We start from the raw sequence: 14,382 nt of genomic DNA, 5'->3' as shown, positions 1-14,382 counted from the left end.
CTTCCATAAGCGCTGCATCAACCCTGCAGCGGGTTGCTTTAGAAGGTATCGGCCCGGGGAAATTTTGCGTAAGACGAAAACGTGATATCAAAACGCCCAACTACTTCGATCGACGGGCGGTAACGATTCAGCGCTCGGGAATGGGCACGCAAGAAAGTGGAACGCGTAACAGGAGGAGTGCTCTATAACTTCAAGGTCTTTTTTGACCGAATGACTTTTCCTGTTGCCTACGAGGTTTCCCATGACTGTCACCGTCAACACCGTCTCCACCGAAGGTTTTCGTCACAGCGTACAGATCGATGACCATGAACTCTTTGCCGACGTACCGACACTCGCCGGCGGCGAAGGCTCGGCGCCCGAGCCACACGATTACTTCGACGCGGCCCTGGGTGCCTGCAAGGCCCTGACCCTGAAGATGTACGCGAAGAAGAAAGACATCCCGTTGACCGGTATCACGGTCGAAGTCAAACGTGACAACAGTGAAGAGCAGAAAGGTAAATATGCCCTCCACGTCAAACTGACACTCAAAGGTGTGCTCACCGACGCTCAGCGCGATGAGCTGCACCGCGTGGCCGACCGTTGCCCGGTCCACAAGTTGATGACCACCACCGACGTCAGCATCGAAACGCACCTGTCTGAAGGTGCCTTCAGCCAATAGCGGCAAGGGCTGCGCAAGCGGGTTATGCTCCACGCATTACCCGCTCAGCCTGGAATGCAGCATGAACACTCCGCTCGTGATCCGTCCCCGCGCCGAAGATGTCGAAGGCCAGCCAATTCTTCGCCCACTGCCGTCAGCCAAATGCCGCAGCGTCGGGCCTTTCGTGTTTTTCGACCACATGCTCGAAACCCGTTATGAGGCGGGAAAAGGCATGAACATCCGTCAGCATCCGCACATTGGTCTGTCGACCCTCACGTACTTGTTCGAAGGAAAAATCCAGCACAAGGACAGCCTCGGTTCTGACCAAGTGGTGGAGGCCGGTGATGTCAGCTGGATGACGGCGGGCAGCGCGATTGCCCACGTCGAGCGCACGCCTGAGGCGTTGAAGGACAGCGGCTTCACGATGCACGGTTTACAGATTTGGCTGGCCTCACCAAAAGATAAAGAGCACGGTCCCGGACACTACAGTCACCATCCGGCGGCCACGCTGCCGGTCAGCGATAACCTGGGGGTGAAGATCCGGATGATTGCCGGGTCAGGCTTTTGCCTGGAATCACCGGTCCCGGTGCTTTCTCCTACCTTGTATGCCGAATTGAACCTGCAAACGGCGACCACCTTGCTGATTCCAACCGAGCATGAAGAGCGGGCGTTGTATGTGCTGGACGGCGAGGTGCAACTGGATGGCGAGCTGATAGAACCGCATTCGCTGGTGGTGCTGCCGGTTGGGGAAGAGATGACGCTGTTCGCTGAAAGCGACTGTCATGCCGTGCTGTTTGGTGGAGCGCCGCTGGATGGGCCGCGGCGGATCAACTGGAATTTTGTGGCGAGCGATCCGGCGTTGATCGATGAAGCGCGGCGACGTTGGGCGGCCGGGGATTGGCCGACGGTGCCGGGGGAAAGTGACAGGATTGAGTTGCCAAAGGGACGAAGCGAGCCCACCCCCCTGTAACGATCAGTGTCAGGACCGAGAGCCGCTATCAGCCTTTAAACACTTCATCCAGCAAGTTGTGCATCGACGCAAACGCACGCCCCGCCGTCTTCGCGTCATACATCATCATGCCCGGCACATTGGCATGCGGATCGGTGAAGGAGTGCACCGCGCCGCCGTAGCTCAGCAGTTGCCAATCCACGCCCGCCGCGCTCATTTCATCTTCAAACGCCGGCAACTGCTCTTTCGGCACCAATGGATCGGATGCACCGTGCAGCACCAGCACCGAACCCTTGATGTTCCTGGCATCCGCCGGATTCGGCGAATCCAGAGTTCCGTGGAAAGACACCGCTGCTTTCACCGGCGCGCCGGTGCGAGCCAGATCCAGCGCGCAGCAACCGCCGAAGCAGAAACCAAAGGTCGCCAGTTTCGAGCTATCGACCTCCGCTTCGTCCTGGATTTGCAACTGATCGAACGCTGCTTGCATGCGTTTGCGCAACAACGTCCGATCATGCTTGAGCGGCATCATGGCTGCACCCGCCTCGTCGCCGTTCTGCGGACGGACCGACTGGCCGTAGAGGTCCGCGATCAGCACCACATAACCCTTGGACGCCACAGACTTGGCAATTTCCTCGGCACCGGCGCTGACGCCCATCCAATTCGGCGCCATCAACAGGCCGGGACGCGGGCCTTTGTGGTCGGCATCGAACGCCAGACGGCTTTCATACGACTGGCCATCAATCTGATAAGCGACGGAACGAACAGTGATCTGGCTCATGACTAACTCCCAGTAAAAGACACCAGAATAAAAAAACCCGCCGAAGCGGGTTTTTGTACAACGCAGTTAAACCGACAGTTCAACCAGCAGCTTGTTGAGACGGCGCACATACGCGGCCGGGTCTTTCAAGCTGTCGCCGGCGGCCAGCGCCGCCTGATCGAAGAGAATGTGCGACAGGTCGCCGAAGCGTTCGTCGCTCTGCTCGTTGTCGAGCTTCTCGATCAGCGGGTGAGCCGGGTTGAATTCGAAGATCGGCTTCGATTCAGGAACCTTCTGACCGCTGGCTTCCAGGATCTGACGCATCTGCATGCCCAAGTCCTGCTCGCCGATGGCCAGAATCGCCGGGGAATCGGTCAGACGATGGGAAACCCGCACTTCAGCAACGGAGTCGCCCAGTGCAGTTTTCAGACGCTCAACCAAACCTTCTTTGGACTTGGCGACTTCTTCCGCAGCTTTCTTGTCTTCTTCCGAATCCAGGTTGCCCAGGTCCAGGTCACCGCGCGCCACGTCGACAAAGCTCTTGCCGTCGAAGTCGCTGAGATAGCTCATCAGCCACTCGTCGATGCGGTCGGTCAGCAGCAGCACTTCGATGCCTTTCTTGCGGAAAACTTCCAGATGCGGGCTGTTTTTGACTTGCGCGTAGGTTTCGCCGGTCAGGTAGTAGATCTTGTCCTGACCTTCCTTGGCGCGAGCCAGGTATTCGGCCAGACCCACCACTTGCTCGCCTTCATCACCGCTGGTCGATGCGAAACGCAGCAGGCCAGCGATTTTCTCTTTGTTGGCGAAGTCTTCTGCCGGGCCTTCTTTCATGACCTGGCCAAAGTTTTTCCAGAAGCTTTTGTATTGCTCAGGCTCGTTCTTCGCCAGCTTTTCCAGCATGTCGAGAACGCGCTTGGTCAGCGCCGACTTCATGGAATCAATGATTGGGTCTTTCTGCAGGATTTCCCGCGACACATTCAGCGACAGGTCGTTGGAATCGACCACGCCCTTGATGAAGCGCAAGTACAGCGGCAGGAACGACTCTGCCTGATCCATCACGAACACGCGCTGCACGTACAGTTTCAGGCCTTTCGGCGCTTCACGCTGGTACAGATCGAATGGAGCACGGGCCGGCACGTAGAGCAGCGAGCTGTATTCAAGCTTGCCTTCGACCTTGTTGTGGCTCCAGCTCAGCGGGTTTTCGAAGTCATGAGCGACGTGTTTGTAGAACTCCTGGTATTCCTCGTCTTTCACTTCAGTGCGAGGGCGAGTCCACAGGGCGCTGGCGCGGTTGACGGTTTCCCATTCAACGGCCGGTTGCTCTTCGCCTTCAACGGCTGCCACTTCTTTCGGCAACTCGATCGGCAGAGCGATGTGGTCGGAGTACTTCTTGATGATGTTGCGCAGACGCCAGCCATCGGCGAATTCGTCTTCACCGGACTTCAGGTGCAGGACGATGCGAGTGCCGCGCTCGGCTTTATCAACGGTGGCAACTTCAAAATCGCCTTCACCCTTGGACGACCAGTGCACGCCTTCGGTGGCAGCAGCACCGGCACGACGGCTGAACACGTCGACTTTATCGGCGACGATGAATGCAGAGTAGAAACCCACACCGAATTGACCGATCAGGTGCGAGTCTTTTTTCTGATCGCCGGAGAGATGTTTCATGAAATCGGCAGTGCCGGATTTGGCGATGGTACCCAGGTGGGTGATCGCATCTTCACGGCTCATGCCGATACCGTTGTCTTCGAGGGTGACGGTTTTAGCGTCCTTGTCGAAGCTCACACGGATTTTCAGTTCGGCGCCACCTTCCAGCAACTCAGGCTTGGACAGGGCTTCGAAACGTAACTTGTCGACAGCGTCAGAGGCGTTCGAGATCAATTCGCGAAGGAAAATTTCCTTGTTGGAATACAGCGAATGGATCATGAGGTGCAGCAGCTGCTTCACCTCGGTCTGGAAGCCCAGGGTTTCCTTTTGAGTTTCCACACTCATGGTCATCAAACTCCAATCAGATGGCAGTGGCCGCGACCTGAAGGGTCGGCGGCGGGTTGTCATCAAAGTTGGGGGCTGAGTTCAGGATTTCAAGGGCTATTCAATTTTGAAATGGGCGCGGGCTGTGGCAATCGGTTCGGCTTCAGTGCTTTGCCAGGCCGTAATCGCAACGTTGGCGACCCGGCGACCCTGCCGGCAAACCTGGCATCTGGCCCAGGTGTCGCGAAACTGCCCGGCGCGCAGATAGTCGAGGGAGAAATCGATGATCTTCGGCACACCCGGCGAACCGGTGAAAATCAGCAGGTGCAGCGCTGCGGACAACTCCATGAACCCGGCGATCACGCCACCATGAATCGCCGGCAATAAGGGGTTACCAATGTTGTCCTTGTTGGCCGGCAAGCGAAACAGCAGATCATCCCCCACCCGCGAACATTCGATGCCGATCAATTTGGCGTAGGGAATCAGGTGCAGCAGTGAGGCGTAGTCGCCCTGCTCATGTGCCTGCTGAAGTTGTTCCTTGAAGGAATCGGTCATTTCGCACCTCCGGCGATGACGCCGCCAAAGCCTTTGGTGCCCTTGATGGCTTTGCCCATGCGCATGAAGGTACCCACCACATGGGCGATGGGCTGCTCGGGGTCGTCCTGGTAGGCGAAACCGCGAGCAAAGATCACATCCGTGGTCACCCGGTAGCACTGGGCAAAACCGTAGACATCTTTATGCGGCTCGGCGGCGTGCATGTAGTCGATGCGCAGGTCGAGGGTCGGACAAACTTCGAATTCGGGCAGCACGCAGAGGGTGGACATGCCGCAGGCCGTGTCCATCAGCGAGGTCAGCGCCCCGCCGTGAATCACGCCGGTTTGCGGGTTGCCAACAATTTGAGGACTATACGGCAGGATGACCGTTAGCCCATCAGCGCTGGCGCTGTGAACCCGCAGCCCAAGTACCTGACAATGTCGCAGCGCCGATAAAAATCGTGTAGCGCGCTCAAAAACGGGGTTTTCGGCCATTTTGATAAAACTCTTCTTAGTGTTCAGGCAACGCACTAGGCGTTTCAGTAAAAGTTCCCGTCGGAATAAACTTATATATCTGTATGATTTGAGGAACTTAACGCTATGGGCTGTGCTCTTAAGGTCAGTAGATATTTTCCATAAGGAGAAACACCCCATGCGTAAGACTTTAGCTGTTGCCTTGATGTTGACCGCTTCCCTCGGTCTCGCAGCCTGCGATAAAAAATCCGAGGACAAAGCTCAAGATGCTGCCAAACATGCTGAGCAAGCTCAGCAAGACATGAGCAAAGCTCAGGATAAAGTGAACGACGCTGCGAAAGAAAACGCCGAAGCCGCCAAAGCTCAGGCTGAATCGGATGCAGCGGCAGCAAAAGAAGCACCTAAAAACTAAAACAGTTTTTAGCGTGAGAAAGAAAACCCGCCAAGTGCGGGTTTTCTTTTGCCTGCTGTTTTTTTGCACTGCAGGCGTTACAGCAAAATAGTTTTAAAAGTCGGACTAATCATCAACAGCAACGAACACACTAGTCCGACGAACCATACCAGGCTGCGCTGCCAGGCCAGATCAACCCAATAGCACAGCAAATAAATGATTCGCGTAATCACGAAGATGATTGCCAGCAAGTCGATCAGCCACCCCGCTGTCTGCGTGGTGTGAGCCATCAACACCCCCACCGCGAACAGAATGAACGCCTCAAAACAGTTTTGATGAGCCGCCAACGCACGAGCACCGAAGCCTGTCAGTTGCGCCTGTTGCTGACGCGGCAAGTGGTTGTCGTAACCACCCTGGTCATTCATCGCCTTGGCCACGGGAATCTTTGCCACAAAAATCAGCAAGGCACTGATAAACACACACCAGAACGGAATACTCATCAAACAGCCTCTTTAATCGCCTCGGGCAATGGTGCCTCTGTAGGTGTATAGACCATCACGTCCAGAACGTCGGAATGAAACTCCCGGCGATACAACACCAGCACCACGCCGGCACTCATCAACATGAACAACCACGGGCTGACGAACCAGGCCAGCATGGTCATGCCGAAGTAGTAAGAGCGCAGTCCGAAGTTGAACTGGTTGGCGGCCATGGAAATGACGCGGGCCGCCCGGGCAGCAAAGGCTTTGCGCTCTTGTTCGGAAACGTGACGCTCACCGACCATGGGCGCTGAGCCAACCAGAATTGCCGCAAAGTTGTACTGGCGCATGCACCAACTGAACGTAAAGAACGCATAGACAAACACCAGCGCCAGGCACAGCAACTTGATCTCCGACATTCCCTGGGACGCCTGTTGCACCATCGGGATATCCGCCAACAACGACACCGCCCGTTCGGACGCTCCGAGCACCGTGAGAATGCCGGCCAGGATAATCAGTGTGCTAGAGGCGAAGAACGAGGCGTTGCGCTCCAGGTTACCGATCACGCTGGCGTCAGCGATGCGGTTGTCGCGCAACAGCATGCGGCGCATCCAGTCTTCGCGATAAAGGTGCAGCACGCTGGCCAGGCACGCGGTGTCGCGGCCCTTCCACGTCGCATAACGGGTGTAACCGCCCCAGCAGATGGCGAACCAGAGCGCGGCGAGGATGTGGATCATGTTGGCGTGGATGAACGACATGCAGGTCCTTGTGATGTGTTTGGCAAAGCAAGTAGTGCTTCGACGTTAGCGCAAGGAAAAAGACACTGCACCGGCTCCAAAAAAAATGCCCCGTATCGATTGATACGGGGCATTTCCATGTGTGTTCACGACCCGCTTGTGGCGGGCCATGAAGCGGCTTAAGCCAGAGCTTCTTCGCGCTTGCCCAGCAGGCGATCGCAAACCACCGCGACGACCAGGGTCATGACCGACGGCACCAGCCAGGCCAGGCCTTGCTCGCTCAGCGGCAGGTGGGACAACTGAGTCGGCATCCAGTCCGCCAGACCCGCGCCCTTGAGGGCGTCGATCAAACCGAAGATGAACGACACCAGCATCACCGGACCGACGATGCGGCCCTGCTCATGCCAGAAGTCCTTGCAGAAGCTCAGGGCGACCAGGGCAATGCACGGCGGGTAGATCGCGGTCAGCACCGGGATCGAGAACGCAATCAGCTTGGTGAGGCCCAGGTTGGACACCAGCAGGGAGAACGCGGCCAGGATGATGACCAATGTCTTGTAGGACAGCGGCAGCACACGGCTGAAGTATTCGGCGCAGGCGCATGTCAGACCCACCGCCGTTACCAGACAGGCCAGGGAAATCAGCACCGCCAGAAAACCGCTGCCCAGTGAGCCGAAGGTATGTTGCACGTAAGCGTGCAACACCGCCGCGCCGTTGGTGGCACCCGCGGCCACTTCATGGCTGCCCGAACCGAGACGGAACAGGCTGATGTAAACCAGCGCCAGACCCACGCCGGCAATCAGCCCGGCGATGATCGCGTAACGAGTAATCAACACCGGCGACTCCACGCCACGGGAGCGGATTGCGTTGACAATGACAATGCCAAATACCAGTGCGCCCAGAGTATCCATGGTCAGGTAACCATTGATGAAGCCTTGGGAGAACGGTGCCGCCACGTATTCCGGGGTGGCCACGCCGACATCACCGGCCGGCAATGCAAACGCGGCGATGCCGAGCGCGGCCAGGGCGATGATCTTCAGCGGTGCGAGGAAACGTCCTACGGTATCCAGCAGCCGGCCCGGATAGAGCGAGATGAAAAACACCAGCAGGAAGTACACCGAGCTGTAGAGGAACAGCGCCAGCGGGCTCTCGCCGGTCAGCGGCGCCAAGCCGACTTCGAATGACACGCTGGCGGTGCGCGGTGTCGCGAACAGCGGGCCGACAGCGAGGTAGCACGCAGCAGCCAGCAGGCCACCGGCGACTTTCCCGATCGGGCTGCTCAAGGCATCCATGGCGCCACCGACCTTGGCCAGGGCGACGACGGTGATCACCGGCAGACCCACCGCAGTGATCAGAAAGCCCAGCGCCGCCATCCAGACATTTGGACCGGACTGCAGACCGACGATAGGCGGGAAGATGATGTTGCCAGCCCCGACAAACAGGGCAAACGTCATAAAACCAAGTGCCAGGATGTCCTGGCCTTTCAACACTTTCATTAAGGAAATACCACACTACTGAATCGGAATTTAGAGAGGGATTTCCCTGAGGGGTGAGGGAAATGCTGTCGGTCCGTATAGGACTGACCCGTTTAGCGCGTAGCAACCTTGTGGGCCGCGGACGCAAAAATGGCTGCTAGCCTAACGAATTTGCCCGACAAACGCACTGTTAGGGTGCGATATGTCCGATGCGCGACATTTCCGTGTCGCGTTTACATATCTAAATTTCCTACCTCCGCACAGATCGTTCCCACACGGGAGCGTGGGAACGATCACCAGATCGAGTAGGAGGCGGCTTTACAGCCGCCGTCCTCTCACACCACCGTACGTACGGATCCGTATACGGCGGTTCAAGTTATGCGATTAAGCCGAGTTATCGTATTCAGTATTGAGACCAGACCAAGCCGATCCCACAGTTTCTTCGGTAGCGCCTGATTCATGTGTGGCGCTCCCGAGTTCCACCATGGGCCTCGGCCATTGAACGCTGATATGCAGGCGCGATGCCTACTGAGCCCCAGGCGTATCAAGTTACGAGCCCTTGTTGAGGGCTGCTTCCATTGACGCCATACGGCGCAGCGCAGCTTACGACGCACCCAGCCATCCAGTTTCTCCAGCGCTCGCTTGCCTTGGGTTAACTTGAAGTACCCAGCCCAACCACGCAGCACAGGGTTTATCCGCACGATGACGGTTGCCATCTTGCAACCCCGCGCGCCGCGTAGCAGCTCTGCGAGTCGGTCGCGTAAGCGACCCAGACTCCTCGTCGCCACTCTTAGTCTCGGCTGTCGGTGCCAGCTCATCCCATAACCCAGATAATCACAGACCCAAGGCCTTGCCACGCGGCTCTTTTCCCTATTCAGCGTCAGTTTCAGACGCTGGATCAGGAAGCACTCGACGCTGACCATCACTCGCTCGCCGGCACGGCGACTGCGCACATAAATGTTGGCGTCGTCGGCGTAGCGCACGAAGCGATGACCCCGCCGTTCCAGTTCGCTGTCGAGTTCGTTGAGCAGGATGTTCGACAGCAACGGCGAAAGCGGGCCGCCTTGCGGCGTCCCTTCCTGCCGTCGGCTGACGAGTCCACCTGACATCGTTCCCGCTTCGAGGTAACGACGGATCAACGTGAGCACACGCTTGTCTTCGATTTGACGCGCCACGTAAGCCATCAGGACATCGTGGTTGACCCGATCAAAGAATTTCTCCAGATCAAGTTCCACGCACCAGCGGTGACCCGCTGCCACATGGCCGCGAGCGGTTTCGATGGCTTGGTGAGCGCTTCTGCCCGGACGAAAGCCGTAGCTGTAATCCGAGAACAGAGGGTCGAAGATCGGCGTGAGCTGTTGCAGCAAGGCCTGCTGGATCAGGCGATCCACGACGCAGGGGATACCCAGCTGCCGTGTCCCGCCTTTGGGTTTCGGAATGTCGACGGCGCGTACACCTTGTGGGTGATACTCACCGGCCAGCAACCGAGCCTTAAGGGTCGGCCAATACTGTTTCACGTAGCCTGCCAATTCGTCGACCGTCATGCCATCGGCACCCGGCGCGCCCTTGTTGCTGACTACGCGTTGATACGCACGCTTGAGGTTGGCGGGTGCAAGCACCCGCTCCATCAGCGTGTCCGGCTCCGCGTTCGTCCACGTCACAGACGCCGCCGATACCTGTGCGCTGTCAGCCGTCATCCGCGGATACTGTCCGGGACTCGGAGTAACAGTCTTCTCTGCGAGAAATTTCTGCATTTCGGTATCCAACGAGACTCTGACGCCTACCAGCGGCATAACCTGTTCGGCCCTTGGTGACGTGGTTATCCGCCACTTACTACGGCCTCGGCTGACTTCTGCACGCTCATCCCGTCGCCTCTCGGCGTTCGGTAGCACAGTGGCAAACGTGCAGATCTCCCAGGGTAATTCGCGTGACCTTCCTGCTTATGCCTGTCGGATCTACGTCGCAACGTTCCGTGCAAGTATTGGGCTTTGAGGAAGTTTGCCCCCTTACCCCGCTGCGCCGCCTAATCCGCTTCCTGTTCGTCAGGCCAGCATTTTGCCTCGGGCTTCCTTCAGATTCGCAGTCACCCGCGACACCCTTGCCTCTGGCTAACACTTCCCCTTGCCGGGTGTGTAGAGGACTTTCACCTCCAAGTCACCAGCGTGGCCACCACAGCCAAGCCGGTTGCGCTTGCGCGCAACGCGCCATGCCTGGCGCACAAACGACAAAGGCCACCCGAGGGTGGCCTTTGTTTGGTGAAGCGTCAGATAAGCGCGAAGCTTACTTGATCGCCCAACCGGTCAGCTCGGACAAAGCCTTGCCGATGTCTGCCAGCGAACGCACGGTTTTAACACCTGCGTCTTCCAGGGCAGCAAACTTCTCGTCTGCAGTGCCTTTGCCGCCAGAGATGATTGCGCCAGCATGGCCCATGCGCTTGCCCGCAGGGGCAGTCACACCAGCGATGTAGGAAACAACCGGCTTGGTCACGTGTGCCTTGATGTAAGCAGCCGCTTCTTCTTCAGCCGAACCGCCGATCTCACCGATCATCACGATCGCTTCGGTCTTCGGGTCTTCCTGGAACAGCTTCAGGATGTCGATGAAGTTCGAGCCCGGGATCGGATCACCGCCGATGCCGACGCAAGTCGACTGACCGAAACCGGCGTCAGTAGTCTGCTTGACAGCTTCGTAGGTCAGGGTGCCGGAACGGGAAACGATACCGACCTTGCCTGGCAAGTGAATGTGACCTGGCATGATGCCGATCTTGCATTCGCCTGGAGTGATCACGCCTGGGCAGTTAGGACCGATCAGGACTACGCCCAGCTCGTCGCACTTGACCTTGGCATCCAGCATATCCAGGGTAGGAATGCCTTCAGTGATACAAACGATCAGCTTGATGCCGCCGAATGCTGCTTCCAGGATGGAGTCCTTGCAGAAAGGAGCTGGAACGTAGATCACGCTGGCGGTGGCGCCAGTGGCAGCTACAGCATCTTTCACGGTGTTGAACACTGGCAGACCCAGGTGCTCGGTGCCGCCTTTGCCGGGCGTTACGCCACCCACCATCTTGGTGCCGTATTCGATGGCTTGCTGGGTGTGGAAACTACCTTGCGAACCGGTAATACCCTGGCAGATAACTTTGGTGTCTTTATTGATCAGGACGCTCATTATTTGCCCTCCGCAGCTTTGACAACTTGTTGAGCAGCGTCGGTCAGGCTGGTAGCAGCGATGATGTTCAAACCGCTTTCTGCCAGTACTTTAGCGCCCAGCTCAGCGTTGTTGCCTTCAAGGCGAACAACAACCGGGATTTTCACGCCGACTTCTTTCACAGCGCCGATGATGCCTTCGGCAATCATGTCGCAACGAACGATGCCGCCGAAGATGTTGACCAATACTGCAGCGACGTTAGTGTCGGACAGGATGATCTTGAACGCTTCGGTCACGCGTTCTTTGGTAGCACCGCCGCCCACGTCGAGGAAGTTGGCTGGTTTGCCGCCATGCAGGTTGACGATGTCCATGGTACCCATGGCCAGGCCAGCACCGTTGACCATGCAACCGATGTTGCCTTCCAGTGCTACGTAGTTCAGTTCGAACTTGGCAGCGTGCGCTTCGCGCGGATCGTCTTGCGACGGATCGTGGAAAGTCTTCAGCTTAGGCTGACGGTACATGGCGTTGGCGTCGATGTTGATCTTGGCGTCGAGGCAATGCAGATCGCCGTCAGCCTTGATCACCAGCGGGTTCACTTCCAGCAGGGCCAGGTCGTGATCCTTGAACAGCTTGGCCAGGCCTACGAAGATCTTGGCGAACTGAGCAACTTGCTTGCCTTCCAGACCGAGCTGGAATGCCAGCTCGCGACCCTGGAATGGCTGAGCGCCAACCAGTGGATCGATAGTGGCCTTGAGGATTTTCTCAGGGGTGTCGTGAGCGATTTTCTCGATGTCCACGCCACCTTCGGTGGAAGCCATGAACACGATGCGACGGCTCGAACGGTCAACGACAGCGCCCAGGTACAGCTCTTTAGCGATATCAGTGCACGACTCAACCAGGATCTTGGTGACTGGCTGACCATTGGCATCAGTCTGGTAAGTCACCAGACGCTTGCCCAACCACTGTTGAGCAAATGCTTTGGCGTCTTCTTTGCTACGAACCAGCTTGACGCCGCCCGCTTTACCGCGACCACCTGCGTGAACCTGGGCTTTGACAACCCATTCGGTCCCGCCGATTTTGTCGCACGCTTCTGCTGCTGCTTCCGGGGTGTCTACGGCGAAACCCTGGGATACTGGCAGGCCGTATTCGGCGAACAGCTGCTTACCCTGATACTCGTGAAGATTCATGCTTATTACCGTCTTCGTTAGGTACTGCGCATTCGGTGCTGCACTTGTTCAAGTGCCGCACCACCTGTGACTGCTGCTTGCGTAGGTGTTCCGGATAACCGGTGAACTACGCAAGGCTGCGTCCGGCGGACATTCCGCGGTGAGTCTTGCACGCAAGGCTCACGACGGGCCTTCCGCCGTGGTTTCTTATTGTCTTGTCTTAACGCTTCTTGCGGTTGGCGATGTGAATGGCGCCGCCATTCACCGCCAGAGCAGCTTCATGCAAGGCTTCGGACAGGGTCGGATGGGAGAAAACCATCATGCCCAGGTCTTCGGCACTGGTGCCGAACTCCATACCGATCGCGCCCTGCTGAACCAGTTCTGCAGCGCTCGGGCCAATCACGTGGACGCCCAATACGCGGTCAGTCTTGGCATCAGCAATGACTTTCACAAAACCGCCGGTGTCGTTGGCTGCCATGGCACGGCCACTGGCTGCGAACGGGAAGGTGCCAACGTTAACTTCAACACCTTCAGCCTTCAAGACCTGCTCGGTTTTGCCAACCCACGCGATTTCCGGGTGAGTATAAATAACAGACGGGATCAGGTCATAGTTGATCTGGGCTTTGTGGCCCTTGATGCGCTCAACCACCATGATGCCTTCTTCGGACGCCTTGTGCGCCAGCATCATGCCGCGAACCACGTCGCCTATCGCGTAAACGCCCGGAACGCTGGTGGCGCACTGGTCGTCAACGAAAACGAAGCCACGTTCGTCGATGTTCACACCGCTGTCAGCTGCCAGCAGCTCGGTGGTCACCGGACGGCGACCAACGGCAACGATCAGCTTGTCGAACGTGATGTTCTGTTCGCCATTGGCATCGGTGTAGTTCACGACAACTTCGTTGCCGTTCACTTTGGAACCGGTGACGCGAGCGCCCAGCTTGATGTCCAGACCTTGTTTGGTCAGGGTCTTGTAGGCTTCTTTGGAAACGGCGTCGTCAGCCGCTGGCAGGAACTTCTCCAGCGCTTCCAGAACAACCACTTCGGAACCCAGACGGGACCAGACCGAACCCAGTTCCAGACCGATTACGCCAGCGCCGATAACGCCCAGACGTTTTGGAACCGATTGGAATTCCAGTGCGCCAGTCGAATCGACGATCACGTTCTGATCAACCGGAGCTGGTGGAATGTCGATCGGACGCGAGCCCGAAGCCAGAATCACGTTCTCGGCTTCGATGATTTCGACGGTGCCGTCTGGCTTGGTCAGTTCAACTTTCTTGCCGGCCAGCAGTTTGCCGTGGCCTTGCAGGGAAGTGACGCCGTTCGCCTTGAACAGGGTGGCAACGCCAGAGGTCAGGCCTTTGACGATGTTGGCTTTACGGCCAACCATTGCCGCCACGTCCATGGTCACGCCAGCGTGATTGATACCGTGGATCGCGAAGCCTTCTTTGGCTTCCTTGTATTTCCAGGAGCTGTCCAGCAGCGCCTTGGATGGAATGCAGCCGACGTTCAGGCAAGTACCGCCGAGGGCCAGTTTGCCTTCCTTGTCGGTGTATTTCTCGATGCAGGCAGTGGAGAGGCCCAGTTGCGCTGCTTTAATGGCAGCCACGTAGCCGCCAGGGCCCGCGCCAATCACTACCACGTCGAATTTCTGAGTCATGTGTCATTCCTTCTCGAA

Annotated in this window: 14 protein-coding genes; 3 read left to right on the top strand and 11 right to left on the bottom strand. The window is 57.6% G+C overall.

Annotation, left to right across the window (positions count from 1 at the left end):
• Positions 1 to 241: 241 nt before the first annotated feature.
• Both QFX16_RS08845 and QFX16_RS08840 read left to right on the top strand, forming a co-directional pair.
• Positions 242 to 658, top strand: a complete 417-nt coding sequence (locus QFX16_RS08845) for an OsmC family protein (RefSeq protein WP_283183621.1) — start codon at positions 242 to 244, stop codon at positions 656 to 658.
• Positions 659 to 719: 61 nt separating this feature from the next.
• On the top strand, positions 720 to 1,607 hold the full coding sequence (locus QFX16_RS08840) for a pirin family protein (RefSeq protein WP_283183620.1): 888 nt from the start codon (positions 720 to 722) through the stop codon (positions 1,605 to 1,607).
• Positions 1,608 to 1,635: 28 nt separating this feature from the next.
• On the opposite strand, the gene QFX16_RS08835 is transcribed toward QFX16_RS08840, so the two are convergent.
• From QFX16_RS08835 to QFX16_RS08820, 4 genes are all read right to left on the bottom strand, one after another.
• Complete coding sequence (locus tag QFX16_RS08835) at positions 1,636 to 2,364, bottom strand: dienelactone hydrolase family protein (protein WP_283183619.1); 729 nt, start codon at positions 2,362 to 2,364, stop codon at positions 1,636 to 1,638.
• Positions 2,365 to 2,430: 66 nt separating this feature from the next.
• Complete coding sequence (gene htpG, locus QFX16_RS08830) at positions 2,431 to 4,335, bottom strand: molecular chaperone HtpG (RefSeq protein ID WP_283183618.1); 1,905 nt, start codon at positions 4,333 to 4,335, stop codon at positions 2,431 to 2,433.
• Positions 4,336 to 4,431: 96 nt separating this feature from the next.
• The gene (locus QFX16_RS08825; protein ID WP_283183617.1) at positions 4,432 to 4,869 is read right to left on the bottom strand and encodes a PaaI family thioesterase; all 438 of its coding nucleotides are present in this window, start codon (positions 4,867 to 4,869) and stop codon (positions 4,432 to 4,434) included.
• Positions 4,866 to 5,342, bottom strand: coding sequence for a PaaI family thioesterase (locus tag QFX16_RS08820; RefSeq protein WP_283183616.1), 477 nt, complete (start codon positions 5,340 to 5,342; stop codon positions 4,866 to 4,868). The genes QFX16_RS08825 and QFX16_RS08820 overlap by 4 nt, the downstream gene beginning before the upstream one ends.
• Before the next feature lie 157 nt (positions 5,343 to 5,499).
• Here QFX16_RS08820 and QFX16_RS08815 point away from each other — a divergent pair, with 157 nt between their 5' ends.
• Positions 5,500 to 5,733 carry a hypothetical protein gene (locus QFX16_RS08815; protein WP_283183615.1) on the top strand — a complete coding sequence of 78 codons (234 nt, stop codon included), beginning with the start codon at positions 5,500 to 5,502 and terminating at the stop codon, positions 5,731 to 5,733.
• A 77-nt stretch (positions 5,734 to 5,810) separates the two neighbouring features.
• On the opposite strand, the gene QFX16_RS08810 is transcribed toward QFX16_RS08815, so the two are convergent.
• The 7 genes from QFX16_RS08810 to lpdA form a co-directional block, all read right to left on the bottom strand.
• Complete coding sequence (locus QFX16_RS08810; RefSeq protein ID WP_283183614.1) at positions 5,811 to 6,212, bottom strand: MAPEG family protein; 402 nt, start codon at positions 6,210 to 6,212, stop codon at positions 5,811 to 5,813.
• On the bottom strand, positions 6,212 to 6,949 hold the full coding sequence (locus QFX16_RS08805; protein WP_008148609.1) for a DUF599 domain-containing protein: 738 nt from the start codon (positions 6,947 to 6,949) through the stop codon (positions 6,212 to 6,214). Before QFX16_RS08805 ends, QFX16_RS08810 begins: the two co-directional genes overlap by 1 nt.
• A 158-nt stretch (positions 6,950 to 7,107) precedes the next feature.
• Positions 7,108 to 8,421 carry a branched-chain amino acid transport system II carrier protein gene (gene brnQ, locus QFX16_RS08800; protein ID WP_283183613.1) on the bottom strand — a complete coding sequence of 438 codons (1,314 nt, stop codon included), beginning with the start codon at positions 8,419 to 8,421 and terminating at the stop codon, positions 7,108 to 7,110.
• A gap of 350 nt (positions 8,422 to 8,771) precedes the next feature.
• Positions 8,772 to 10,193, bottom strand: a complete 1,422-nt coding sequence (ltrA, locus tag QFX16_RS08795) for a group II intron reverse transcriptase/maturase (RefSeq protein ID WP_283182147.1) — start codon at positions 10,191 to 10,193, stop codon at positions 8,772 to 8,774.
• A 487-nt stretch (positions 10,194 to 10,680) separates the two neighbouring features.
• Complete coding sequence (gene sucD / locus QFX16_RS08790) at positions 10,681 to 11,562, bottom strand: succinate--CoA ligase subunit alpha (RefSeq protein ID WP_008148605.1); 882 nt, start codon at positions 11,560 to 11,562, stop codon at positions 10,681 to 10,683.
• Complete coding sequence (gene sucC / locus QFX16_RS08785; RefSeq protein WP_008148602.1) at positions 11,562 to 12,728, bottom strand: ADP-forming succinate--CoA ligase subunit beta; 1,167 nt, start codon at positions 12,726 to 12,728, stop codon at positions 11,562 to 11,564. The genes sucD and sucC overlap by 1 nt, the downstream gene beginning before the upstream one ends.
• 199 nt (positions 12,729 to 12,927) lie before the next feature.
• Positions 12,928 to 14,364: a dihydrolipoyl dehydrogenase gene (gene lpdA / locus QFX16_RS08780; RefSeq protein ID WP_095130080.1), complete on the bottom strand. Its 1,437-nt coding sequence runs from the start codon at positions 14,362 to 14,364 to the stop codon at positions 12,928 to 12,930.
• Positions 14,365 to 14,382 lie beyond the last annotated feature (18 nt).

It is taken from the genome of Pseudomonas svalbardensis, assembly GCF_030053115.1.
In the GTDB taxonomy this organism is placed as follows: Bacteria; Pseudomonadota; Gammaproteobacteria; order Pseudomonadales; family Pseudomonadaceae; genus Aquipseudomonas; species Aquipseudomonas svalbardensis.
The sequence above is the reverse complement of the archived record's forward strand: the minus strand, read 5'-3'. Positions and strand labels throughout refer to the sequence as shown.